This is a genomic window from Tundrisphaera lichenicola (genome assembly GCF_051175385.1).
Lineage (GTDB): Bacteria > Planctomycetota > Planctomycetia > Isosphaerales > Isosphaeraceae > Tundrisphaera > Tundrisphaera lichenicola.
Genome location: NZ_CP195106.1, coordinates 3,952,461 through 3,976,967 on the forward strand (window position 1 = coordinate 3,952,461; position 24,507 = coordinate 3,976,967).

The following is a 24,507-nucleotide window of genomic DNA, read 5'->3' on the forward strand; positions in this document are numbered from 1 at the left end:
CAATGCCTACTTTGACGGAAACCGCCGTCTTCCAGACGCTTGCCCCGCCCCGACCGATCGGCGAAAGTACCGACATTCCCCGATCGGCCCACCGAAACGAAAGGTCCCTCCGATGCTCCAACTCGGCACCATCACCTATAACATCGCCAAGGACTGGACCCTCGACGAGATCCTGAAACGCCTGGAGGCCCTCAAGTTCTCGGGCGTCGAGCTGCGGACGACCCACAAGCATGGCGTCGAGGTCGGGCTCTCGGACGCCCAGCGGGCCGAGGTCAAGAAGAAGTTCGCCGACTCGCCGGTCGAGCTGGCCGGGCTCGGCAGCGCCTTCGAGTTCCAGTCGAGCGACCCGGCCGTGGTCCGCTCGAATATCGAAGGAACCAGGGAATATGTCCGGCTGGCCCATGACGTGGGCTCGCCCGGCGTGAAGGTCCGCCCCAACGGGATGGCCAAGGGGGTCGAACCAGAGAAGACTTTCGAGCAGATCGGCAAGGCGCTCAACGTGGTCGGGGCCGACGCCGCCGATTTCGGGGTCGAGATCCGGGTCGAGGTCCACGGCGGGACCACCCAGCTCGTGCCCAACTTCGCCAAGATCATGAGTTACGCCGACCACCCGAACGTCTTCGCCTGCTGGAACTCGAACCCGACCGACGTGATCAACGGGTCGATCCGCGAGAATTTCGCGCTGCTGGCCCCCCGGATCCGGGAGGTCCACCTCCGCGACCTGACCGACGAGACGTACCCCTGGAGAGAGCTTTTCGCCCTCCTGACCGAATCCGGCTACATGGGGTATACCCTGGCCGAGATCCCCGAGAGCCCCGACCCCGACCGGGTCCTTCGGTATTTCCGGTCGCTCTGGATCGCCTACCAGCCCCAGCCCGGCCAGGCCTGAGCCCCGGTCAGGGTCCGTTGGCGGCCCACCGTTGAATGAGCGAGATGAGGGCCACCACGGTCGGGCCGAACAGGAAGACGAAAATCGCCAGCTTCATGATCGCCCTCCGACGGGCTCCCGGCTCGGGGGCCAGGTCTTCCCAGGCGTCCTCGGTGTCGTCCTCGGTGTCGGGCGGGGGAGCCCATGACTGGTCGATCAGGATCCGCGCGGCCGAGGCCAGGGGGGAGGGGACCTGGAGCCGGACGCCCCCGGTGGCGACCTGGTAGAGGGTGTTCCCGGCGATCCGCTCGCCGTCCAGGAAGGTCGGGATCCCCTCGGCCTCCAGGCGGATCCTCGGGGCGTTGGCCAGGTTCGGGTGAGAGTAGGTGGCCACCGTCACCAGGCTGGTCTTCTCGCCCGGCTGGCCGAACGATTCGTGTTGCGGGGCCTCCTCGATCAGCTCAACCTCGTGCTTGGGGCAGTCGGCCCCGGGGTCGAGCTTCCAGAACGATTCGCAGATGGGGCAGTAGCCCCGGAATCGGAGCTTCTCGCCGCATTCCTGACAAAGTGCGCTTTCTCCCCGACCTTCGCCGCCGCATCGGGCACAATAGCGTAGTCTGGCGAGTGGCTCGGGGTTTCGAGGATCTTCATCCATGCTTGGCCCTGTCCCGACCTTCGACGGATCATTAGAGGAGAGTCAGCCATCGTAATCGGGGGCGTCGGCCAGGGATAGTCGTCGGCCGGCTCCGATCCTTTCGGGCCGGCAATCGTAGTAATCTTCGGGTTCCGGGAACTTTAGGGTCGGGGTGTTCGTCAAAATCCGCATGAGCTTCGGGAAACCGACTCGACGGACAGGACTCCCGGCCTCGCCCCGGACCCGAGAATCAGGCCGATCCCGATGACCGGCAGGCTCTCCGCGATCGGTCCGTCAGTCGTGAATTCTTCGCGGATCTTCCCCGCCGCTACCCGCCTCGTGTGACATATTATGAGCAAACCGAGGGACCGTCACGCTCCGTTCGCGAGCCGGTCCGTCGGCGGGAGCCTCCACCATGGCCGCGTCGTCGAATGAATCGTTCGGGCTGAAGATCGCGACCGCGTTCAGCATCGCGCTGGCGGTGGTCCTGCTGATCTCCGTCTATTTCCTGAATAGCAACTACAACATCGAATACGAGAAGAGGGTCAAGGCCGAGGCGGACGCCGGCAAGGCGAACACTGCGGTCCGGACGGCCACCGAGTCGTATAACGAGATGCGAACCGCCCTGGGCTACCCGGCCATCGAGGAGATCGAGTCGGTCCGGGACCAGATGAAGAAAGATCAGGTCCAGCTCAAGGCCGAGATCGAGGCGATCAATACCGAAGTCACCGAGATGATCACCCAGGCCCAGCAGAAGGGCCAGGCCAAGGGGACCGACGCGGCGCAGTTCGAGGCCCTCAAGGCTCGGGCTCGCGAGATCGCCGACGCGTTCCTCAATAACCCCGACCAGTCCTACAAGGCCCAGGTCACCCGGCTGAAGGACCTGACCGCCAATCAGGCCAAGCTGACCACGGCCCTGGCCCTGAATTACATCGACGTTCGCCGCGACCTGGAGCTGGCCAATGAGGTCAACGCCCAGGCCAAGGCTGTCGTCGAGAACGGCCTGGCCGCGGCCAAGACCGAGCTCGACGACACGATCCGGAGGGACGAAGAGGTTCGCGAGACGCTGGTCAAGGACAACCGAGAGAAGGCCGAGACCATCGCCAACACCGAGACCCGGCTGACCAACATCGTCAACGAGAACTACGCCAAGTCGGAGAAGTCCGCCAAGACGATCTCCGAGCTGAACGCGGTGCTCCGCGACGTCCGCGACCAGCAGGCCCGCAAAGAAGACGTGATGAACAAGCCGGGCGGCCGGGTCACGTTCGTCGATTACGGCTCGGGGACCGTCCGGGTCAACGTCAACCGGGCCCAGGGCGTCCGGCCCCTGATGCGGTTCACGATCTTCGACAAGAACGCCGTTGGGATCACCAGCGACCGCCCCAAGGCGGCCGTCGAGCTGATCAAGGTCGGCGACCCCGCTCGGGGCGAGAACGACAGTCTGGCCCGGATCGTGAAGACCTACGACCCCGCCGATCCGATCCGCTACAACGATTACATCTTCTCCGTCGGCTGGAGTTATGACCACCCGCAGCGTTTCGCCCTGATCGGCAAGATCGACGTGAATCGCGACGGGAGGGACGACCGAGGCGACCTGATTCGCATGATCGAGGCGTCCGGCGGGGTGATCGAGTACGATCTGCCCCCGCCCGGCACCGATCGGAGCGTCGGCCAGGCCGCCGTCGCCCGCGCCTTCGACCGACTGGGCGAGCCCCTGCCGGCTCCCGTGGGCCGGGCCTCCGGCAAGATCTCCGGACTGGCGTTCGGGTACGTGATCGATACCCGGCCCTCCTTGCTCCTCTTCCAGCCCAAGACCGGCGAGCCCACCAAGGAAGACATCGCCTACCTCCAGGAAGAGTCGCAGGCGACCAAGGAAGCCCGCGACAACGGTGTCCGCCCGCTCCCCCTGGAGAAGCTCCTGAACATGCTGGGCTACGATTTCTCCGCCCCAATCGAAGGACGTCGCGAGGCGTTCGACAAGGGGGGCGTCCAGGAGCTGGTCAAGCCCAAGCCGCCCGGCCCTACCTCTTCAAACTGAGGCTCGCACGAGCTTCGGCTTCGGCAACTTGCCGAGCCTGAGAGACCTCGGCCGAATTTCCCCGAAACCACCCCCTGCCCCGTCCCGGAGAAATATCCGGGACGGGGCAGTTTCGTTGAGGTCCCCAATTCGTTCACCGTTTCGAGCCGCCCGAGCGTTCGAGGGAAAGAAGGCCACCGACGATGGCAATGGCCGGGCAGATCGTCCCTCGGACTAATTTCGACCGGCCCCGCTCCGGTTCGCGTTCTTTGCGATCGCTCTGAAGCACTCCGGGAAGGTTGAGCGAAGCCCGGAATCGGGTCCGGCTCCGGAATGAGGCGGAGCTTCCCTTCCCTGATCGCTCGCCCTCTCCGGATCGCCTGAGAGCGATAGCCAGCCACCCGATTATCACCCGTTTTCTCCGGGTCGAACGTCCTTGATCCACGCGGATCCGTTTCTTCCGTATCGATTCCCGGTCAGAAAATACCCTCGCGACCGACGGTCCAGAGGTGCAGGAGCTTTTCGAGGGTCTGGTCCCAGCGGTCCTCGGGGCGGGTGGCCAGCGCGGAGGCAAGATCGACGAGCGCGTTGTTCTTCGGGTTCCGGAACAGGTTGAGGCCGAATTCGGGATCATCCGGGACCGTTTCGAGGAGGCGAAACGCCCGGTCGGGGTCGACGGCGGCCATCGCCCTCAGGATCGGGGCGTCCATCGCCCGGAGGATCGGGTAAGCTTCGTTTTCCGATTCCGAAAGGCTACCCGAGACCAGTGGTTCCAGGATCGAGCGGGCGACCCCGGCGTCGTATCGGGCCAGCAGGAGTGCCAGGAGGGCGTCGGGCATCGACTTCGGTCGGCTCGTCGGGATCGAAGAGCCTCGGAACGACGCGGCTCGCCAGAAGTAATCCGGCACCAGGTCGGGGTTGATCCGCTCGGCCACCGGCAGCAGCGCAGCCGCCACGACGGCGGGGTCCTCGATATCCTGGAAGCCTCGCCTTCCCTCCCGGGCCAGCCTCGCCAGTTCCTCGAAGGCCGAGTCCAGGAGGCCCTTCGCCGCCGTCTTGTCGCCCTCGGCCAGGGCGAGGGCCATCATGCCCAGCGCGTAAGGATGGCTGAACGGTAGCTTCTTCAACTCGTCCGGAAAGTCGTTCATCCGGTCGACGATCCGACGGGCGCGGGCGGGGTCCTTTCGGGCCATCGCATGAGCGATCCTGGCCCCATTCCGAAGGATCGACGAGGGGTTCTTGAGGCCGTCCAGCACGCGCTCGGCGGCGGCCGGGTCTCGGCTGGCCAGTTCCTGGGCGACGTTGAGCCGATGGCGATCGCGGATCGAGTCCGGTTCCTCGTCGAGCCCCTCGATCAATTTCAACGCCGTGTCCGGGTCGATCTGCGACAGCTCCTCGGCGAAGTGGCCCCGGGCGTAGGCGTCCCAGCCCTTCGTCGGCAGCTCGCGGGCGATCGGCTCGAATTCGCGAAGCAGCTTCGAGGCGCGGTCGACTTCTCCCAGGTCGATCCAGCGCTCGGCGATGTCGGCGATCCCGACCACCTTGTGTCCGGGCTCGGGGATGGTCCGGGCCGCCAGCAAGGCCCGATCGAGCAGTCGGAGCTTGCCCGGGCGGTCCCCTTCGGCCAGTCGGTCGCAGAGCTGGAGGAGAGCTTGCACCTTCATGTCGCCGGATTCGATCGACTCGACCACGGCGAGCGCCTCGTCGAGGCCGCCGTCCATCAGCGCGAGCGAGGCGTCGCCCCGGAGCCGGTCGTTGTGCCAGACCTCCGGGAACGGCCTGGCCGCGATCACCTCCAGCACTCGGGCCGGATCGACCCGGGCCAGCACGCCGAGCGCCGAGAACGCCGAGGTGGTGTCCTCGGGCTGTTGCTCCAGCAATCGCTCGGCGAATGGGCCGAACTTCCGCCGGACGAGGGCGATTTCCTTGGCCCTGGACATCGGGGGTGGCAAGGTCTTCATGCCGCCGGAAGGCTCGCCGGGCCGGCTCAAGGTCAGGGTGGTCGGAGAGCCCTCCGGCCTGAAGTGGAACCCCTGGAACCGGAATCCCTCGGCCTCGAAGAAGACCAGGACACCGATGGGCGGGAGCCCCTCGATCCGGAAGCGCCCCTGAGCGTCGGTCGCGACCTTCGAGGGTTTCGCGGGGCCGTTCGGGATCGACGCCCAGGCCATCGCCCCGGCGATGGGCCTGCCGGAACGGTCCCGGACCAGGCCATCCAGCTCCGAGAGTTTGGCGACCCCTCCGGGCCTGAGGACCAGGTCGGGGAAGGTCCCGATCTCCGCGCGGGTCCAGGCGGTCCGGCCCGGTTCCAGGCCCTCGGCCTCGCCGATCGCCAGATATTCGACGCCGGGTTCCAGGCCACGCCCGGTCTCGAATCGACCTTCATGGTCGGTCCGGACGACGTACGCCCCGGCGATTGCGACGGCGGTCTCACTCTTGATCTGGCCGGTCTCGTAGCGATCTCGGCCCAGGAGATGGACCCTTGCCCCGACCACGGGCTTGCCCCGGTGGTCCAGGACCCGTCCCTTCATCGCGGCCAGCCCGGCGGGGTCGAGCGTCAAGGTCGCCGGCTTGCCGAACTCGGCGATCAGCGGTTGCGCGGTGGCACCGAGCCCGGCTGTGGAAGCCTCCAGGGAGACGGCGGCGGAGAGGGGGATCTGATCAATCGAGAATCGACCCTGGCCATCGGTCGTCACCCGGGAATTTTGTCGCCCCCGCCTGTTCGGGCCTTCGTCGACCGACCAGGAACCGGAAACCGTCCCGCCGGGCACGGGTTGTCCCCGGTCATCGAGGACGACCCCCTGGACCACCCCCGCCGGTTGCAACTCGATGAGCGGCAGCTCGAATTCGGTGGCGTCCTCGGGGATCGAGACCTCGGGCAGCCCGTACATCAGGCTCGCGTAACCGTTGGGCGTCGATTGGATCTGGAACCACGCGCCCTTGGACTTGGTGAGGAAGGAGAATCGGCCCGATTCATCGCTCTCGCCGCCCAAGCCCCCTCGATACGCGCCCACCTTCACCCCCGGGATCGGCTTTCCTGTGCCCTTCTCGCGCACCATTCCCCGGACGAGAACGACCGGCGAAGGTTTCAGTTCGAGGACAGTGGTCTTGCCCGCCTCGATGTTCAGCCCTGCGGGAGAAGAGAATTGCCGTCGGCCCTCGCCGCCGACCCCATCGACTCCAAGCACGCCCTCGGGTACCTCGGGGATCGCGAACCGACCATCCTCATCGGTGGTCACATGGAAGAGCCCTAGCGCGGGGGGAGGAGGAGGGTTGGATCGGGTGTTCCACGAGACGACGGTCAGGGCGACGCCCCGGATGGCCTCCGGCTCGCCGACGAGTCGGCCCTCAACCCGTCCCACAGGCATCAGGTGGAGCACCTTCATTCCCGCGTCGGAGCCCTGAAGGCGAGTGAGACCGAACTGCTGGGTCCCGAAGCCTTGGGCCGTGACGAACACCGTTCGGACCTCTTCGGGCAAGAATCCGCTGAGGGTGGCTCGTCCCCGAGCATCGGTCGTCGAGCCCCTGGCGATCCGCTCGGCCAGTCCACCGGGGACACTCAGGAAGTTGCGATCGAGCACGCGAGGCATGATCGAGGCCCCCTGCACCGCTTTGCCTTCCGGGTCTCGGACTTCGATGGTGGTCATCGAGGGAGGCCCGAGCACGAGCTTCAAGGGGACATCGCCGTGGACTGTCCCCCGCTTCACCTCGTAGGACGCGACGAGCCGGCCCGGCTGATAAGCCCAGATCGCGCCGGGTTTCGGGGCGAGATGCTCGGCCTCGGCCGGGAGTTTCAGCCGGAACCGTCCCTGATGGTCGGTCCGTGTCTCGACGACGACACGGCCCCATTCTCCCAAAGTCCGCTCAGAACCGTAGACGGCCACATCCGCGACGGGCTGACCATCGGAGTCGACGACCAGACCTATGACGGGCAAGGTTGGCTCGCCCTTTGGCTCGTCGGCCTGGGCCCAGGCCAGGGCCGCGGCGACGGCGCAGACGCCCAGCCCGATCGTCAGGCTTCCCCACGCGATCCGACGGAGTTTCGACAAGATCATGGCTCGGATAACCTCCTGGAAAAGGGCCTGGACCGAACCGGCGACCGTGGCCCCCGAGGCCGCGGCGCATGCCGAGGCCGACAACGATGCCGGCACCGCCGAGGCGGCTTCGCTCGCCGATTGGATCGCGAGGAGGACGGCCGCAGGCGCGACTCCTCGACGGGCCAGGCGGTCCCGGAGCAGGTTGCGACCGCGTGCCAGACGTCCCGCGACCGTCCCCGGAGGCCAGCCGAGCTGGCTCGCGGCCTGGTCCCTCGTGAGCGATTCCAGGTCGCAAAGCACGATCGGATCCCGGTATTTCCCCGGCAGCCGGGCCAGTTCCTCGTGGAGGAGCGGCACGGCGTCGGCCCAGGGTCGGCCGGTTGTGGGGGCCTCGGCCTCGGGCCGGCCCGCCCTGGCTTCGAGGGCCCGACGACGCGCGGCCTCGGTCCCGGCCAGGACCGCGACCCGCCGGGCGACGCGATGGAGCCAGCCCCCGATCGAGCCACCGGGCCGGAGCGTGTCGGCCTTCCGGGAGAGGATCAGGAACGTGGCCTGGAAGGCATCCTCGACGTCGTGCGAGCTTCGAAGGACGCCCCGGCAGACGCCGAGGACCATCGGACCGTGGCGGCCGACGAGCGCGGCGAAGGCCGCCTCGTCACCCCGGGCGGCGAACCGCTCCAGCAACTCCTGGTCCGATAGGCCGATCGCCGTGCCCGCGCCGTACAGCGTGCGGAGGTCCCGGAGGTACCCGCCCGGTCGTGCTCCCGACATCAGTCCGGCTCCCCGTCATCTCCGATTGGCCTCGGACATGACATAAGAGAGCCGGCTCGATCCGTCTGATACAGGATTTTTCGCGGATGGGCGATTCGAGGCCGTCGCTCATCCGCGGGGGGCTTCTCCCTACGCCCGGCGTTTTCCCTCGATCCTCGGTCAGGATTCAGGAAACCCCGGTGACGGGGGTCTCCAGGACGACGGCCTTCAGGTCGAGCGGAGGCCGCTTCCGGACGCCCAGGCTCCCCAGGCAATGGTCGATCCAGAGCTTGGTGAGCTTCTCCTGGACATTGTTCTGGGTCAGGCGGCTCCGGAGGTTCTCGAACCTCACGTGGTCGAGCGGCTGGTCCTGGTTGAAGCAGGAGAAGACGACGGTCTCCTTGCCGGTGGCCGGATCCCGGTGCGTCTGGAGGCACTGGGCGCAGATTTCCTTCATCATGCACTGCATCGGCGAATTGATCGAACCGATGGCGTGGTGATCGGGGTTCAGGTAGGGGGCCAGGATGCCGTGCCTGGCCTGCTGGACACCCCTCATCATCCCGTCGGAACCGATCACGACCAGCCGGTCGGCCTGGCTGAGCGGGATTCCCATCTCGCCCAGCGCACCACTCCCGTAGGCCGCCATCGCGTCGACGATGTTGCCCACGAACGCCCGGTCCTGGACCCGGCCCGGGGTGAACCCCGGTGCCTCGTCGGAGCACCAGGTCACGATGTCGGCCGCCTTCTCGATCTCCTCGACCTTGTAACGGTCGATCATCTTCTTGTAGCCGGCGAAGTAGATCACCCGCGATCCTACCTCGCGGAGCTTCTGCCCGATCGAGAAGAGGACCGCGTTGCCGAGCCCTCCGCCGACCAACAGGACCGTCTTCGAGCTGGGCGTCTCGGTCGGGGTGCCCGTCGGCCCCATCAGGCTGACCGGCTCGCCCGGCTTCAGCAGCGCGCAGAGGTCGGAGGAGCCGCCCATCTCCAGGACGATGGTCGAGAGGAGCCCCTGTTCGTGGTCGACCGAGGCGCCCGTCAGGGCCAGGCCCTCCATCGCCAGGACAGTGTTCTGGGTCCGCTGGGCCAGGGCCTCGAAGTTCTGGAGCCGGTAGAACTGCCCCGGCTTGAAGGCCCGGGCGGCGATCGGGGCCCGGACCACGACCTCGACGATGTTGGGAGTCAGCCGGATGACCTCGTGGATGACCGTCCGGAGTTCATCGTTCAGGGTCGCCACCAGGTCCGCCGCCGGGGGCTCGGTGGGTGCCAGGCGGGCGAGGGCCCGCGAGACGACCGGATAGCCACGCTTGGCGCTGCCCATCGCCTTGACGACGTTGCCCGCGAAGGACGGGTGCAAGTCGCCGAAGAAGCTGATCGCCCGGCCATCTTCCCGCAATGACATCAGCACGTGCGCAGCGCTCGGCTTGGCGATCTTCTCCGGCTTCGCGGGCCTTCCTTCTTCATCGAGGGCCTGGAAGTACCGGCCATCGACCCGGACGTTGTGCTCGTCCTCGCGGGCCAGGACGGTGTTGGGCTGGGTCCCGGCGGCCACGAGGATCGTCCGGGCCGGCAGGACCACCGTCTCGCCGGTCGCCTTCATGGCCCCGGTCCCCTCCTCGACCTGCCAGCGGCCCAGGCGGAGGGCCTTGGCCACGCCGAATTCGTCGACCTCGACCTCCTCGGGGGCCAGGCACTCGGCGAACCGGATGCCTTCCTCGAAGGCCTTGGTGATCTCCTCGTGGTTCAGCGTGTAGCTGGGGGCGTCGATGAGCCTCCGTCGGTAGGCCACGGTGGCCCCGCCCCACGAATCGAGCAGATCGATCAGCCGGGGCGACCGGCCTCCCTTCGCCGCCGCGGCATACTCGGCCCGAATGGCCCGGGCATGCGTGATGAACTCCTCGGCGACGGCCTTCTCCTCGCCGATCCAGAGGCTGGCCAGCTCCTCGGCCCCCCGGACTTTCTCCAGCTCCTCGTAGCGGCGGAGGAACTTCTCCACCTGGACGGGATAGTAGGCCAGCGATTCGGTGGCCGTGTCGATGGCGGTCAGGCCGCCGCCGATCACCACGATCGGCATCCGGACCTGGAGGTTGGCCAGGGTGTCGACCTTAGCCGCCCCGGTGAGCTGCAAGGCCATGAGGAAGTCGGACGCCTGGCGGACCCCTCGGGCCAGCCCGTTCTTCATCGGGATGACCGTCGGCCGACCGGCCCCCATGCAGAGGGCGATGTGATCGAACCCCATGTCGAAGGCGCTATCGACGGTGATCGTCCCGCCGAACCGGATCCCGCCGAACATCGTGAATTCCGACCGGCGCTCCAGGAGCAGGCGGATCACCTTCAGGAAGTTCTTGTTCCAGCGGACGGTGATCCCGTACTCGGCCACGCCCCCGAACCCGGCCATGACCCGCTCGTCCAGCCGCTCATAGATGTCGGAGATGTCGCGGAGCGGCCGGAACGCGTGACGATGGCCCAGGGGGTCGACTCCCGAGAGGGTCTCGGGCAGCGGCTCGATCTTCAGGCCATCGACGGCGACCACGGTATGGCCGTCGTTCATCAGGTGATGGGCCAGCGTGAATCCCGCCGGCCCCAGCCCGACGACCAGGACCTTCCGGCCGGTCGGACGCCGGGCGACCGGGCGCTCGAAGTTGAGCGGGTTCCACCGGGTCAGCAGGCTGTAGATCTCGAATCCCCAGGGGAGTTCCAGGACATCCTTCAGCGTCCGGGTCTCGACCTGCGGAATGTCCACCGGCTCTTGCTTCTGGTAGATGCACGACTTCATGCAGTCGTTGCAGATTCGGTGGCCGGTCCCGGCGCACATCGGGTTGTCGATGGTGACGATGGCCAGGGCGCCGATCGGGTTGCCCAGCCCCTTCACCTCGTTCATCTCGGAGATCTTCTCGTCGAGGGGGCACCCGGCCAGCGGGATCCCGAAGACGCTCTTCTTGTACTCGCCGGTCTTCTCGCGGAGGCCGTGCGAGCAACTGTCCTTGCCCTGGTGGTGGCACTTGATGCAGTACGCGGCCTGGTCCAGGGCCCCGGTCAGGTCGGTCCCCGAGTCGGTCAGGTGGAAGCCCTTCCGGAATCGCGAGTGTTCCTTGTCGAGGGCGAACTGCACGGTGTCGAGGATCGGCAGCTCGACGAACGGCACCAGGTGGTTCATGTCGAGCTTGTGCGGGAGCCGGAACAGGGTGCCGTGCCCGTGCTTCTTCCGGCCCTCCGGCGACAGCACGGCCCAGATGGCGTAATCGGCGGCCAGTTGGAGTTGAGGGGCGTGGTCGGCCTCTTTTTCCATCCAGCAGAAGACGTGCTCGGCGAAGTTCTTCTCGGTCAAGGGCTCGTGGATGAACGCTTCCAGCTCGGCCGTCAACGACAGGGCGTCGATCGCCAGGGCGTGCTCGATCGTCTTGCCGGCGAGCTTCCGCTGGACGAATCGCCGCTTCACCGAGTGCATGGGGGCCAGCGCGTCATGGCGGGCCTTCAAGGCCCGAAGCTCCGTCCCGATCCCGAACAACTCGCCCAGGAAGTCGTCCAGGTAAGGGGCGAGTTCGACGATCAGCTCGGAGGCGGGTTTGGATTCCAGGGAGGTCGGGTCCTGCCGGACGGCCAGGAGTCGAGCCAGGAGTTCCGGGGCGGACTCCCCCAACTTCGCCAGGAACGTGGCGTCGATTCGCTCCAGGCCATCCTGCCGGTACAGATCCTCGAACGCGAGACCGAACCTCAACGACAGAGCAGAGACGCCGGGCATGATGCGATTTCCTTCCACGAGACCTGCTGAAGCGCCACGTCACGGGGCGGCTTCACGGCAGGGTCACAGACCAGATCCGGGAATTTTGGTTCGCGAGACCCTGCCGCGTGATCGGGCGTCGGGGCTCCCGGTGGTCGATCCGGGAGCGTGAGTTCGCGGGCATGAGGCTCATCTTCGGTGGGGGCTGGCGGAGTGTGGGAATGGGCGGATTTCGGACGGCTCAGATTCCGATGCCGGACAGCAAGTCGGACAGTCGGGCGACGATATCGGTCGCCACCGGTGCCTTCGCCTCGGCCCTGGCGATCGCGTCATCCAGGCGACCTCGGGCCGCTTGGATCAGGCCGGGTTCGTGCCGATCGCTCACGGCTCGGACCAGTTGCGCGGTGGAGTGGGCCAGGTGGTCCCCGTGCTCTGACGGTTCGCCACGCTCCAGCTCGACGGCCAGGGACCGGAGGAGATCGGCGACCTCGGACCTGGCCTTCGGGTCCAGGTGCTCCGCGTCGCGAAGTCGAGAGGCAAGTTCTTCGATGTGGTCCGCGGCCGGGGGACCGGGACTCTCGAACTTCGATGGCTGTTCCGGCATGGCTGGATGTTCCTCGGGAGGAGTATCTCGGCGACTCCTCGAATCTAATGCTACCCCGTAGAACGGATTTCGACCAGAGTCCGTCTCGAAGGCCGTCGAATCGCACCGGTCGATAACCGACGTTGACCGATCCGCCCGCTCGCGTCAGACTCCCGCTCGGCCAGGTCCGGGGACCCGGGCGGCCGGGAGGGGCTGGCATGGCATCGGCAACGACTCGGACGGTCAGGCAGGCGGCTCGGCCGGCGCCCAGGACCGACATTCCAACCGCCCCGAGTCGCGCCGGTTCTCCGGCCCGTTGGATCATCTTCCTGGCGATCCCCGGCCTCTACCTGACGCTCCGGGGCTATCACGCCTTCGACGGTGATCAGGCCTATCGGCTCCCGCTGCTCCTGCACCTCCAAGACCCGACCCTCTACGCGACCGACCCCTTCGTCCGGGCGTTCGACGCCTTCAACCCGCACCGGGGCTATCTGGCCCTGATCGACCTGGCGAGTCGTCCGTTCGGGCTGGCGGCGGGGCTGGCCGGGCTGTTCGCCCTGACGTTCTGGGCCACGGCCTCGGGGGTCGACCGGCTTGCTCGATCGGCCTGGCCCGAGCTGGGGGGCAAGGTCGGGCTGGTCGCATTCGTGCTGGTCTTGATGGCGAAGGCGGGCAATGTCGGCACGAATCACCTGTTCGAGTCCACCTTGCTCGATCGGCTGATCGGGTTCGGACTGGGCTGGATGGCGATCGCCTCGGCGGTCGGCGACCCGAGGCGCGGGGCCTGGTCGGGCGCGGCCTGGCTGGGCCTGGCGGCGCTGGTGCATCCTTCGGTCGGGCTCCAACTGGCCCTGACCCTGGCCGTGGCGTGGGGCGTCTGGGGCCTCGTTGGCCGGTCGGGCGTGAGCTTTCGAACCTCGGTGGGCGCCGTGATCGGCCTCGGGCTGGCCCTCGGGCCGGGCCTGGCACTGATGTCGGCCCAGGGGGGCTCGCTCTTCGAGGGGCTTCCCCCGGAGGAGTTCCGGCTCCTCTCGGTCCAGGTCCAGGGCCCGCAGCATATGCTGCCGTCGATGTGGCGGTCCTGGCAATGGATGGCCTGGGACTGCTATCCGATCCTGGCCCTCCTGGCCCTGGGCCGGGTGGGCCTCGACGGGCCTCGAGCGCCCTGGCCCGCGTCGAGGGTCCGGCTGGCGGTCCTGATCGGGGTGAACCTGGCGAGCCTGGGGCTGGCCTACCTGGCCGTCGAGGTCGTCGGCGACATCCGGGTTACGGTCTTCCAGCCGTTCCGGATGGCCACCCTGGCCCGGGGCCTGGCCCTGATTGCCGTCTCGGGCCGGGTCGTCACACTCTGGGCCCGGGGCGATCTCGCGAGCCGGTCGAGGGCCGTCCTGGTGGGCGTGGGCCTCTCGGGGGATGGGATGCTGATCGTCGCGACGGCGGTCGACCTGGGGATGGCGCTGGCCGATTGGGCGGTGCAACGTCCCGAGATCCGACGAATCGCCGACGGTCTCCGAGATATTGTCCCCAACCTCCTGGGCCTGGTCCTTCTCGGATCCGGCCTGTATTACCTATCGCGGCATGACACCGAGTCGGGCCACTGGCCCCTGATCGCCTCGATCGGGGTCCTGGCGGTGGGGTCGCGGTTGGCCCGTCGATGGACGCCCGGCTGGACCCCTCGGCGAATCCGACTGGCGATGGTGGCCGCCTGGGCGCTGCCGGTCTCGGCGGCGGTCGCGCCGATGATCGTCGATCCCGCGAAACACCGGATCGTCTCGGACCTGGTCGCCCGGTGTCGATTTTCGGAAACACCCACGGACGACCTGGAGCGGCTGGCGGTCTGGGCTCGCGACCGGACCCCGGCCTCGTCCCGATTCATCGGCCCGCCCGGCCCCAAGACGTTCCGGCTCTGGTCGAGGCGGCCCCTGGCCTTCAACCGGGCGGGTGGTCCTTACCATGCCGCGGGGCTGCTCGACTGGTCGACGCGCTATCGCGATCACGTCGATTTCCGGGGGTCGACGACCGAGTTCGCCCGCGCCTACCTGGGCGATCGTCACCGGCTGGAGGCCCGATACCAGGAGATGACCGACCTCGAACGAGCCTCGCTCGCCCGGCGACAGGGGGCCACTCATGTCCTGGCCGCCGCCCCGAGAGGAACGCCGCCAGCCCCGGGAGGGCCCCTGGAACTGCTCCGGGTCGAAGGGCGTTACGCGGTCTATCGAGTCCGGACGACCTCGTTCGACCCGCCGGTCTCGCCCCTCAACCCGCATGCCGAATAAAACTCGGCAAAAAATTCTCTCGGCTCCCTTTTCAATCGTGATTGAACGACTAAAACAAGGTCGTGAGGTGATCCACCTCCACGAACCTCGAGCAGACGTCCCTTGCCAGGCTGTCCGCGCAATCTGGGCGGAAGGCGTGGGCAACTCACCTTGGGGGTGGGAGCCTGGCAGGGGCGTGTTTCCCAGGGGGTTGCGGCTTGCGTCAAGGCAAGTCGCAACCCCCTTTGTGTTTAGCCATAATGAGGCTTCGACTTCCGGGCTCCGGGGCGTGGAAGCTGCGGCCCGATTCGCTTACACTTGAGAGCATGCCGCGTGGCGGCCGGAGTGCGACCCGCACCACCCTCGATTGAACGACCAACCCGGCGCGGGCCAGCCCCGATCTTCCGAGGATTGGGCTCGCCCTTTGACCGAAGCCCTGCGGTCGGATAGTGTTCAAGAGAGGCCCTCCGGACCCGGCGCGGCCTTCGGTTCTAGCCCACCCTGTTCGAGCGGAGTCCGCCATGAGCACTGCGTCGGTCGATGAGTATCACCCCGGCCTGGAGGGCGTGATCGCCAATGAGACGGCGATCTCCAATGTCGAGGGGAAGCAGGGTGCCGGCGGGCTGGAATATCGCGGCTACCAGATCGAAGACCTTGCCGCCGGGGTTTCCTACCTGGAAGCGGCCTACCTCCTCCTCCACGGCGATCTCCCGAATCAGTCGGCCCTGGCCGAGTTCCAGTCGCGGGTCAAGGCGTCGAGCGGACTACCAGAGCCCCTGGTCTCCCTGCTCCGCCAGATCCCGGACGGGAATCACCCGATGGACGTCCTCCGGACCTCGGTGAGCGTCCTGGCCCATTTCGACCACGAGGTCAACGCCGCCCCGACCGATCATGCCGCCAACGTCCGGAAGGCCGAGCGGATGCTCGCCCAGATGCCGACCGCCGTCGCCGCCCGCGAGCGGATCAGCAAGGGCCTGGAGCCCCTGGCGCCGCGCGAGGATCTCGACTTCTCGGCCAATTTCCTCTACATGGTCCACGGTGAGGTCCCGTCCGAGGCGATGCGGAAGGCGTTCGACCTCTCGCTGGTCCTCTACGCCGAGCACGAGCTGAATGCCTCGACCTTCTCCGGTCGGGTCACGGTCTCGACCCTCTCCGACATCTACTCGGGGATCGTCGCGGCGATCGGGACGCTCAAGGGGCCGCTCCACGGCGGGGCCAATGAGGAAGCCTGGAAGGTCCTCGAACAGGTGGGCTCGCCCGACAAGGCCGAGTCCTGGATCCAGGATGCCCTGGCCCGCAAGGAGCGGATCATGGGCTTCGGCCACCGGGTCTACAAGACCGGCGACCCCCGAGCCCGGATCCTCAAGTCCCACTGCACCAGCCTGGCCTCCGAGGTCGGCGACGACCGGTGGGAGCGGATCGCCGAGCCGATCGAGCGGGCCGTCACCGAGCAGAAGCAGCTCCCACCCAACGTCGACTGGCCGAGTGCCCGGCTCTATCATTACATGGGCCTGGAGATCCACCTCTACACGCCGATCTTCGCCATGGCCCGGGTCGCCGGGTGGGCCGCGCACATCATCGAACAGCTCGACCACAACCGGCTGATGCGCCCCCGAGCCCGATACATCGGCCCGCCCAACCGGCCCGTCGTCCCTCTCGCCGATCGGAAGTGACCGGAACCGACCGATCGGTCGAGGTCGTCCCGGGTTGACGACCTCGACCGACTCGCATCAGGGCTTGGGATCGCCTGCCGCAGGCTCCAGCTTGCGGATCATCTTGCCGTCGTCGCCGTTCCAGAGGTACAAGATGCCGTCGGCCCCCCCGGCGGCCACGACCTTGCCGTCGGGCGATGTGGCCACCGCGAACAGGTAGTCGCTCGGCCCCAGGAACGTCCGGACCACGCCCGTTTCCTTGGTCGGGTCCCAGTACCGGGCGTACGAATCTCCCGAGGCCCCGGCCACCAGCGGCTTGCCCGGCACCCACCGGACCGAGGTGACCTGCTTGTCGGCGGCGGAGAGGGTCCGGAGCTGCTCGCCGGTCTCGAACTCCCAGACCTTCAGGACGTTGTCGGCCCCGCCGGTCACGAGCTGCTTGCCGTCGCTCGACCAGTCGACCGCCAGGACGTGGTGGGTGTGCCCCTCGAACAACTTGAGTTCCTTGCCGTCCTCGACCCGGATCACCTTGAGGAACTTGTCGGCCGAGCCGGTGGCGAGCTTCGACCCGTCCGGGCTGAACCGGACGGCGAACACGGTGTCGGTGTGGAGCGTTTCCAGCGACCGGACCAGATCTCCGCTGGCGACGTCCCAGATCTTGACCTCTCCCGACCGAGATGGCTCGCCGCCGCCGGTCGCCATCAGCTTGCCGTCGGGGCTGAAGTCGATCGCCAGGACCCGGAAGGCATGCGGGCCGAACTTCCGAGGCTCGCCAATCGGGGCGATCGGATCATCGGGGAGGTCCCACAAGGTCGCGTATTCATAGCTGCCCGCCGCCAGCTTCTTGCCGTCGGGGCTGAATCGGAGCGACTGGATGATGTCCTTGTGCCCGCCGAGCGAGGCCAATTCCTTGCCCGAGGCCACGTCATGGAGATAGACCCGGTTCCCCCGACCGGTGGCCACGAGCTTGCCGTCGTTCGAGAGGTCGACCGCGTTGATCGGGTGGACCCCCGACGGGAGGTCGCCCAGCGTGATCGGGACCGGCTCGGGTCCTTCGGCCGAGTCGTCCTTCGCCCCGGCGTCGATCCAGAGCTTGATCAAGCCCAGCTCCTCGGGGGTCAGCGGGGCCTGATCCTTCTTCTCCTTCGGGGGCATGACCGGCTCGACCAGGTGGGCTCCCATCCGGAACAAGAGGCTCTCGTCCGACTTGCCGGGCACGATCGCCGGGCCACTCTTCCCCCCCTTGAGGATTCCGGGAATGTCCTCCATCAGGAGCTTCCCCTCGGACAGGCCCGAGTTGTGACAGCCGACGCACTTGGCGTCCAGGATGTCGGCCACCTCGCTGGCGTAGCTCACCGGTTTCTCTCGAGTCGGGACCGAGACGGCGATCGGAGTTGGATCCTCGGCGACGAGGGCACAAATAACGGCGAGTGAGAGCAACATCATGATCCAATCAACTCCGCGATCGGTCGGCCTCGGTCCATGACGGCCATCGGCCGGCCCGACTCGTTGGGGAACTCGTGGTGGGGGTCGATCCCCAGGACGTGATAGACGGTCTGAATGAGATCCTCGGGACGGAGCGGGCGTTCCGTGGGCTGTTCCCCCTTGCGGTCGGTGGCCCCGACCACCTGCCCCATCCTCAGGCCGCCGCCCGAGACCATCGCGCTCATGCTGCCCGGCCAGTGGTCGCGGCCTCCCGAGCCATTGAGCCTGGGTGTCCGGCCGAACTCGCCCCAGACGACCACCAGGACCCGATCCGAAAGGCCTCGATCGTGCAGGTCCTCGACCAGGCTGGAGACCGCGAGGTCGAACGCCGGGACCTGCTTCCGGCAGTTCTGGGCGACCGAGGCGTGGTGGTCCCAGTTCCCCTCGGCGATGGTGACGAAGGTCACGCCCGCCTCGACCAAGCGACGGGCCAGCAGGCAGGACTGGCCGACCCTCGACCGGCCGTATCGGTCGCGGATTCTCGGGTCCTCGTGAGACAGGTCGAGCGCCTGGCGAGCCGCCGGGCCGGTCACCATCTCGTAAGCCTGGGCGGTGAACTGGTCGAGCCCGTCCATCTCCCCCGAGAGGTCGCGCCGACGGTCGATCGTGTCGAGCCGGGCCAGGAGCGACTTCCGATCTTCGAGCCGGTCGAGCGTCAGACCCCGAGGGCTCTGGAGGTTCCCCCCCGCCAGGTCGCCCGAAGGCCCGACATCGAGGCGGAACGGGTTAGTCCCCGGACCGAGGTAGGCACCCCCCTGGAACAACCCGCCGAAGGCCGCCCCGCTGGTCATCGAGCAGTAAGGCGGGACGCCCGAGCCGTTCGCCCCCCGGAGCCGGGCCACGATCGATCCCACGCTGGGCCGCTCGTTGCGGGCCTGCTGCTGCTGGGTCGAGGCATACCCGGTCATGATCCAGTGGAGGCCCGCGACGTGATCCGAGGTCTCGTGCGACAGGCTCCGTATGATCGCCAAACGGTCCATCACCCGCGCCTGTCCCGGCATCAACTCGCCGAGCCGGACCCCCGGGATTTTGGTTGGGGTCGCCCGGATCTCGGTCCGATATTCGAGCGGGGCCTCGGGCTTGGGGTCATAGGTCTCCAGGTGAGAAGGCCCGCCGCTCAGCAGAATCTGGATCACGGCCCGATCGTTCGAGGACTGGCCCGACGCCCCGGCTCGAGCCCGGAGGAGGTCCGGCAACGTCAGGCCGCCCAGGCCCAGGGCTCCCAGGCGCAGGAAGCTCCGACGAGCCAGGCCTTCGCACGATCCGTAGCGAGTCCCGGAGATTTCCAGCATGGGCTAGCGCCTCGGTCGGGGGGAGAATCCCGGATCTTCTAGCGGTTGAACAGGAATTCCTTGGTGTTGATCAGCGTCCAGATCAGGTCTTCGAAGCCCTGGCGGAGTCTTCCTCCGGATCGATGCGATTCCAGGAAGGCCAGGCAGTCCCGAAGTTCATTGTCGGTCGGTCGGCGGGAGAAGGCCAGTCGGTACAACTCTTCAACCTTCTTCGGGTCGGGCCGGGGGTCCTGGGCCAGCCGGGCCGCACGGCCGTTCTCGTCGGCAATCCTGGCTTGCACGTCGTCGGAGTTGAGCAGGTGGAGGGCTTGCGAGAGGTTGGCCTCCGCCGATCGCTCGCATTCGCAAGCCGTGTCGCGTGCGGGCCTGCCGAAAGTGTCGAGGAAGGGGGAAGCGAACCCGTCGTCGGGGAGCTGGATGGCCAGCGTGGAGGCAGGAACTCCGGGGAATGATTCGCGAGCGCCCGCGACCTTGTCGATCGCGTCGAGCAGGACCTCGGCCGGGAGCCTCCTCGGGTAGAAGCGGGCGAAGTTCCGCCGATCCTCGCCGTTCGAACCTTCGGGCAGGCTCGTACGGTCGTAGGCCAGGCTGGTGGCGATGGTCCGGGCCAGGTGCTTGAGGTCGTACCCGCTCCGGATGAAGTCGTCGGCCAGGGCGTCGAGCAGCTCCGGGTTCGAGGGCGGGTTGCTGATTCTCAGGTCGTCCTCGGGCTCGACCAGGCCTCGACCCAGGAAATGCTTCCAGTAGCGGTTGACCAGTGCCCGGGCAAAGTAGGGGTTCTCGGGAGTCCTCATCCATTCGATCAGGGAATCGCGAGGGTCGCGATACCGGCCGAGATCGTCCAACTCGGCTCCCCCCGGAGGCTTCGGATTCCTGGGCTCGCCCGTCCGGGGATCTTTGGCCAGCACTTCGGGGAGGTTATAGATCAGGGGGAGTGTCGGGTCGGACCCGGGCTTGGTCCCGATCCGGGTGAAGAACGAGGCATAGCCCTGATAGTCGGCCTGGCCCCACTTCTCGAACGGGTGATGATGGCAGCGGGCGCAGCCGATCCGGAGGCCGAGGAAAAGCTGGGCCGAGTCCTCGACCCGCTCCTCCAGGGTCTTGACCTGGCGATACCAGGCGACCGGCGGGTTCCATCGGGCGTCGCCCCTGGCACCGAGGATCTCGGCGACGAACTGGTCGTAGGGTTTGTTCTGGGCGATCGACTGGCGAATCCAGTCGTGGAACCCGAAGGTCCCGGGCTTGGCCAGATCGCCCAAGGCCCGCTTGTTCCGGAGGATCGCCGACCACTTCATCGCGAACAGGTCGGCGTACTCGGGCCGGCTCAGGAGGCGGTCGACCCACTTCGACCGCTTCGAGGGGTCGGAATCTTCCTCGAAGGCGATCACTTCTGCCGGCTCGGGCAGGCTTCCGCAAAGGTCGAGCGACGAGCGGCGGGCGAACTCGGCGTCGGTGCAGGACGGGCTGGGTTGGAGGCCCAGTTCGCGGAGTTTTCGAAAGACCAGAGGGTCTATGAAGTTGCGCAAGGCGGGATCGACCCAATCGGCGCTGCCCGACTCCATCGGGATCGAGGCCCGAGAAACGGCCACCAGGCCGCCGAACCGGGCCATGATCGCGGCCTCGCCCAATCCATCGAGCGCCCGGATCACGCCGTTGGGGGTGACTTCCGCCAGATCGTCCGCGTTGGATTGATACTGGGCGAGTCGGGTGACGTCGGCCGTCGAGCCGTCTTCGAACGAGGCCACGACCCGCAATTGTTGCCGCCCCCGACGAGGGACTACCCTCTGACGGGGCTCGACCGCGAGCCCGACGAGCGAAGGTTCCGACAGAAGGCCCGAGGGCATCCCCTGACCGATCCACCGGGCGAGTGTCCGATACTCGGCCGATCCGACCTCGAGCCGCTTTCCTCCGCCGTGGGGGATCGTAGCCGAGGGCTTCCTCAGGAGTAGGCTGGCCTCGGGGTTGGGAGGGAAGACCCTTCGCCCTCGCCCTTCCCGGACGATCGCCTCGTAATCGGCCTGGGGATCGAAACCCAAGAGGCTCAGCCGGAACCCGTTCTGGCCGATCGACTTGCCGTGGCAGCCCCCGGCATTGCAGCCGTAACGAGTGAGGATCGGGACGACCTCGCCCAGGAAGCGGACCGTCCGGGGGTGGGAGAAGTCCGTCACCACCACTTCGACCTGCTGGACCAGGCTTCCGGCCGCCACCTCGATCGTGGTCGAACCGTCTTTGAGCGGACGGATCAGGCCATCGGGATCGACTGAGAGGATTTGGGGATCGCGTGTCGTATATCGCGCTGTAGCCGTGAGATCGGACGTTCGCCCATCGGCGGCTCGTCCCGAGATGATCAACTGGACCAGGCCGTCGGGACCCTGGAGCGAAACCCGCGAAGGCTGGACGTCCAGGCTCACGAGGGGAGCCGGGGAGGCTTCCAGCACGATGAGACCCAGGATCGCGAACCAGCAGTAAATCAAAAGGGGTCGCCTCCCGGTTGGCGGAACAACCCCTCCAATTTCTCATCACCGGCGCGAGGCGACAAGTCGGATCGTCGCGGAACGATCAGGGGCGGTCGACTTGCCGGAGCGCCTGATCGAACTTCTCGACGAAGTCGGGGGACTCTGGGTCGAGACGGGGGACGGCGGGGAGATCGAGCCGAGGGGGGCGGGCCGCCGCGGTCTGGACGGTGGGCGATTTGACCTCGCTCGACTCCGGCATGGAATACTTATCGGGGGCATCCACCCCCATCTGGCGGACATGGGCCACGAACCTCTGGACCGGCATGGCCGACCAGATTCGCTCGGCCGGTTTGTAAGCCTGGTTCCAAACCAATGCCTTCGAGGTCTGGATCTGCTCGGCCGCCCAGGGAAGCTGCCGGGCGTGGGTCAGGACGTACCGATCGAAGGCACCGATCAGGAAGGCGACCATGACCGCACCCTTCCCCGCCGCCAGGAGAAACCCGGCGAACTGGTCGGTGTAATTCGGCTCGGGCTCGCCGTAAGGCCGCTTCCGGTAAAGCTTGACGGCGATGCTCGAAAGTCCCACGATCGCGATGTAGGCGACCACGGCCGAGGACCACCAGAGCATCCGGCCCAGCAGAGACGGGTCGATCGTCTTGAGGTAAGGGGCGACGTGTGGGCCGACCTGATCGCGGATCGGGCCGGCCGCGTACACAGATCCGACCAGCCCGGCTAGCTGGATCGACTGGAGCACGAATCCGCGAAACCAACCCCGGATCGCCCCGAACAGAATCATCACCCCGAGCGCAATGTCCAAGCCCATCGGTCCAGCCCCTCCCCCGGTCGCTCGCACGTGGTGCCTACTCATGGATTCGCCGGTCGTGGACGATCATTGACCTCCACTTACCAGGCTGTATCACAATTATCGGCGTTGCGCTCGGTCGACTTGAGGGGAAAGCGTCCGATCGCCCCTCAATATCCCATCGCCTGTCCGTCTTTGCGGGGGTCCGAGCCTCCCATCAGGACGCCATTTTTCAGGTCGATGCGGATGGCCTGGTAGCCGCCATGAGTCCCGCTAGCCCCGGAAATCTTGTGCCCTCGGGCGGCCAGCGCTTGCCGGATTTCGGGACCGATCCCCGATTCCAGGGCCACGACCCCGCTCCCTTCGGCCTTTTCCCCGGTCGGCGTGGCCGAACCCGAGTGATAGAACCGGGGGGCGTCGCCGGCCGCCTGGACATCCATCCCGTGGTCAATCATGTTGATCAGGACCTGGGCGTGCCCCTGGGCCTGCATGTCCCCGCCCATCACGCCGAAAGAGAGCCAGGGCTGGCCCTCCTTGGTGACGAAGCCGGGGATGATCGTGTGGAACGGGCGCTTGTGGGGCTCCAGCTTGTTGGCGTGGTCGGGGTCGAGGGCGAACAGGCATCCCCGATTCTGGAGCGGGAACCCGAGATCGCCCGCCACGTGACCCGACCCGAACCCGTGGAAGTTGCTCTGGATCAGGCTGATGGCGTTGAAATCCTTGTCGACGACGGTCATGTAGATCGTGTCCGAGGCCAGGGGGTCGCCCGGTCCGGGATGGTCGTTGGCCTTCTCGGGGTCGATCAGCTTGCCCCTTCGCTCTGCGTAGGCCTTGGAGATCAGCTCGTCGACCGGGACCTTGGAGAACTCGGGGTCGGTGTAATACTTGGCCCGGTCCTCGTAGGCGAGCTTCTTCGCCTCGATCATCAGGTGGAGCGCCTCGACCGACTGCGGGCCCATCGCCTTCAAGTCGTAGGGTTCCAGGAGGTTGAGCATCTGGAGTGTCGCGATCCCCTGGCCGTTGGGGGGCAACTCCCAGACGTCGTACCCTCGATAGTTGGTCGAGACCGGCTCGACCCAGGTGCTCGTATGGTCCTCGAAGTCCTTGGGGGCGAAGAGGCCCCCGACCGACTCGGAGTAGTCGACGATCGCCCGGGCGATCGGGCCCTTGTAGTAGGCGTCCCGGCCCTGGTCAGCGATCAGGCGGAGTGATCGGGCCAGGCCGGGGTTCCGGAAGACCTCGCCGAACTTCGGCGCCTTTCCACCGGGGAGGAAGCAAGCGGCGGAGGTGGGGACCTTCCCCAGGCTCGAAGCCGCCCCGGCCCAGTCCTCGGAGATGATCCGGCTCACGGGAAATCCCCCTTCGGCGTAGGCGATCGCCGGGGCGAGGGTCACCGAGAAGGGTTTGGTCCCGAAACGGGCCCGGAGTTGATCCCAGCCGTCGACGCAGCCGGGGACCGACCAGCTCAACGGGCCGGAGGTGGGGATCGCCGCCAGGTCCTTCGACTGAAAGAGGTCCATCGAAGCGGCATAAGGGGCCCGACCGCTGGCGTTGAGCCCGTGGAGCTTCTTCGACTTCGAATCCCAGACGATCGCGAAGAGGTCGCCTCCGATCCCGCAGGACATCGGCTCGACGAGGCCCAGCACCGCATTCGCCGCGATGGCGGCATCGACCGCATTCCCGCCTTCCTGCAAGACCCGGATCGCGGCGGAAGTCGCCAGCGGCTGGCTGGTCGCCGCCATACCCCCTTGCGCGAGCACGGCCGACCGGGTCCGGTTTGGTGGGTCCGTCGGGCGAGCCTGGGCCAGTACCCGGCCGCCGAACATCATCAAGGTGAGGATTGCCAGGAAGGCGGGCACCACGAGGTTTCGAGGCATCGAGATGTCCTTCGGGATGGGGGACCAGGTCCGGTCGATTCCGGCACGGCGTCGACAAGCCGAGCCGACGGGATCGGA

General features: G+C 67.2%; 13 protein-coding genes. 4 read left to right on the top strand and 9 right to left on the bottom strand.

Annotated features, from left to right (window positions below; all coding sequences use genetic code 11):
• Positions 1–112 precede the first annotated feature (112 nt).
• Positions 113–889: a sugar phosphate isomerase/epimerase family protein gene (locus tag P12x_RS15775; protein WP_435005260.1), complete on the top strand. Its 777-nt coding sequence runs from the start codon at positions 113–115 to the stop codon at positions 887–889.
• A gap of 7 nt (positions 890–896) precedes the next feature.
• On the opposite strand, the gene P12x_RS15780 is transcribed toward P12x_RS15775, so the two are convergent.
• Positions 897–1,523 (bottom strand): hypothetical protein, encoded by a 627-nt coding sequence (locus P12x_RS15780; RefSeq protein ID WP_435005261.1) that lies wholly within the window; start codon positions 1,521–1,523, stop codon positions 897–899.
• 394 nt (positions 1,524–1,917) lie between these two features.
• Here P12x_RS15780 and P12x_RS15785 point away from each other — a divergent pair, with 394 nt between their 5' ends.
• Positions 1,918–3,540 carry a hypothetical protein gene (locus P12x_RS15785; RefSeq protein ID WP_435005262.1) on the top strand — a complete coding sequence of 541 codons (1,623 nt, stop codon included), beginning with the start codon at positions 1,918–1,920 and terminating at the stop codon, positions 3,538–3,540.
• 455 nt (positions 3,541–3,995) lie between these two features.
• Here the strand turns inward: P12x_RS15785 and P12x_RS15790 are convergent, their stop codons facing one another.
• The 3 genes from P12x_RS15790 to P12x_RS15800 all read right to left on the bottom strand — a co-directional run bounded on the left by P12x_RS15790 (position 3,996) and on the right by P12x_RS15800 (position 12,631).
• Entirely contained in the window at positions 3,996–8,327 is a 4,332-nt protein-coding gene (locus P12x_RS15790; protein ID WP_435005263.1) for a sigma-70 family RNA polymerase sigma factor, read from the bottom strand.
• Between the two features lie 166 nt (positions 8,328–8,493).
• Positions 8,494–12,048: an FAD-dependent oxidoreductase gene (locus tag P12x_RS15795; protein WP_435005264.1), complete on the bottom strand. Its 3,555-nt coding sequence runs from the start codon at positions 12,046–12,048 to the stop codon at positions 8,494–8,496.
• A gap of 220 nt (positions 12,049–12,268) precedes the next feature.
• Positions 12,269–12,631 (bottom strand): hypothetical protein, encoded by a 363-nt coding sequence (locus tag P12x_RS15800; protein WP_435005265.1) that lies wholly within the window; start codon positions 12,629–12,631, stop codon positions 12,269–12,271.
• 197 nt (positions 12,632–12,828) lie between these two features.
• On the opposite strand from P12x_RS15800, the gene P12x_RS15805 reads away from it, so the two are divergent.
• Positions 12,829–14,886, top strand: a complete 2,058-nt coding sequence (locus tag P12x_RS15805) for a DUF6798 domain-containing protein (RefSeq protein WP_435005266.1) — start codon at positions 12,829–12,831, stop codon at positions 14,884–14,886.
• Positions 14,887–15,386: 500 nt separating this feature from the next.
• The gene (locus P12x_RS15810; protein ID WP_435005267.1) at positions 15,387–16,538 is read left to right on the top strand and encodes a citrate/2-methylcitrate synthase; all 1,152 of its coding nucleotides are present in this window, start codon (positions 15,387–15,389) and stop codon (positions 16,536–16,538) included.
• Between the two features lie 57 nt (positions 16,539–16,595).
• Here P12x_RS15810 and P12x_RS15815 read toward each other — a convergent pair whose 3' ends face one another.
• The 5 genes from P12x_RS15815 to ggt form a co-directional block, all read right to left on the bottom strand.
• The gene (locus tag P12x_RS15815) at positions 16,596–17,963 is read right to left on the bottom strand and encodes a c-type cytochrome domain-containing protein (RefSeq protein ID WP_435005268.1); all 1,368 of its coding nucleotides are present in this window, start codon (positions 17,961–17,963) and stop codon (positions 16,596–16,598) included.
• Positions 17,960–19,294 carry a DUF1501 domain-containing protein gene (locus tag P12x_RS15820; RefSeq protein WP_435005269.1) on the bottom strand — a complete coding sequence of 445 codons (1,335 nt, stop codon included), beginning with the start codon at positions 19,292–19,294 and terminating at the stop codon, positions 17,960–17,962. The genes P12x_RS15815 and P12x_RS15820 overlap by 4 nt, the downstream gene beginning before the upstream one ends.
• Before the next feature lie 38 nt (positions 19,295–19,332).
• The gene (locus tag P12x_RS15825; protein ID WP_435005270.1) at positions 19,333–21,768 is read right to left on the bottom strand and encodes a DUF1553 domain-containing protein; all 2,436 of its coding nucleotides are present in this window, start codon (positions 21,766–21,768) and stop codon (positions 19,333–19,335) included.
• A gap of 85 nt (positions 21,769–21,853) precedes the next feature.
• Positions 21,854–22,573, bottom strand: a complete 720-nt coding sequence (locus tag P12x_RS15830) for a CvpA family protein (protein WP_435005271.1) — start codon at positions 22,571–22,573, stop codon at positions 21,854–21,856.
• A 149-nt stretch (positions 22,574–22,722) separates the two neighbouring features.
• Entirely contained in the window at positions 22,723–24,429 is a 1,707-nt protein-coding gene (gene ggt, locus P12x_RS15835) for a gamma-glutamyltransferase (protein ID WP_435005272.1), read from the bottom strand.
• Positions 24,430–24,507 lie beyond the last annotated feature (78 nt).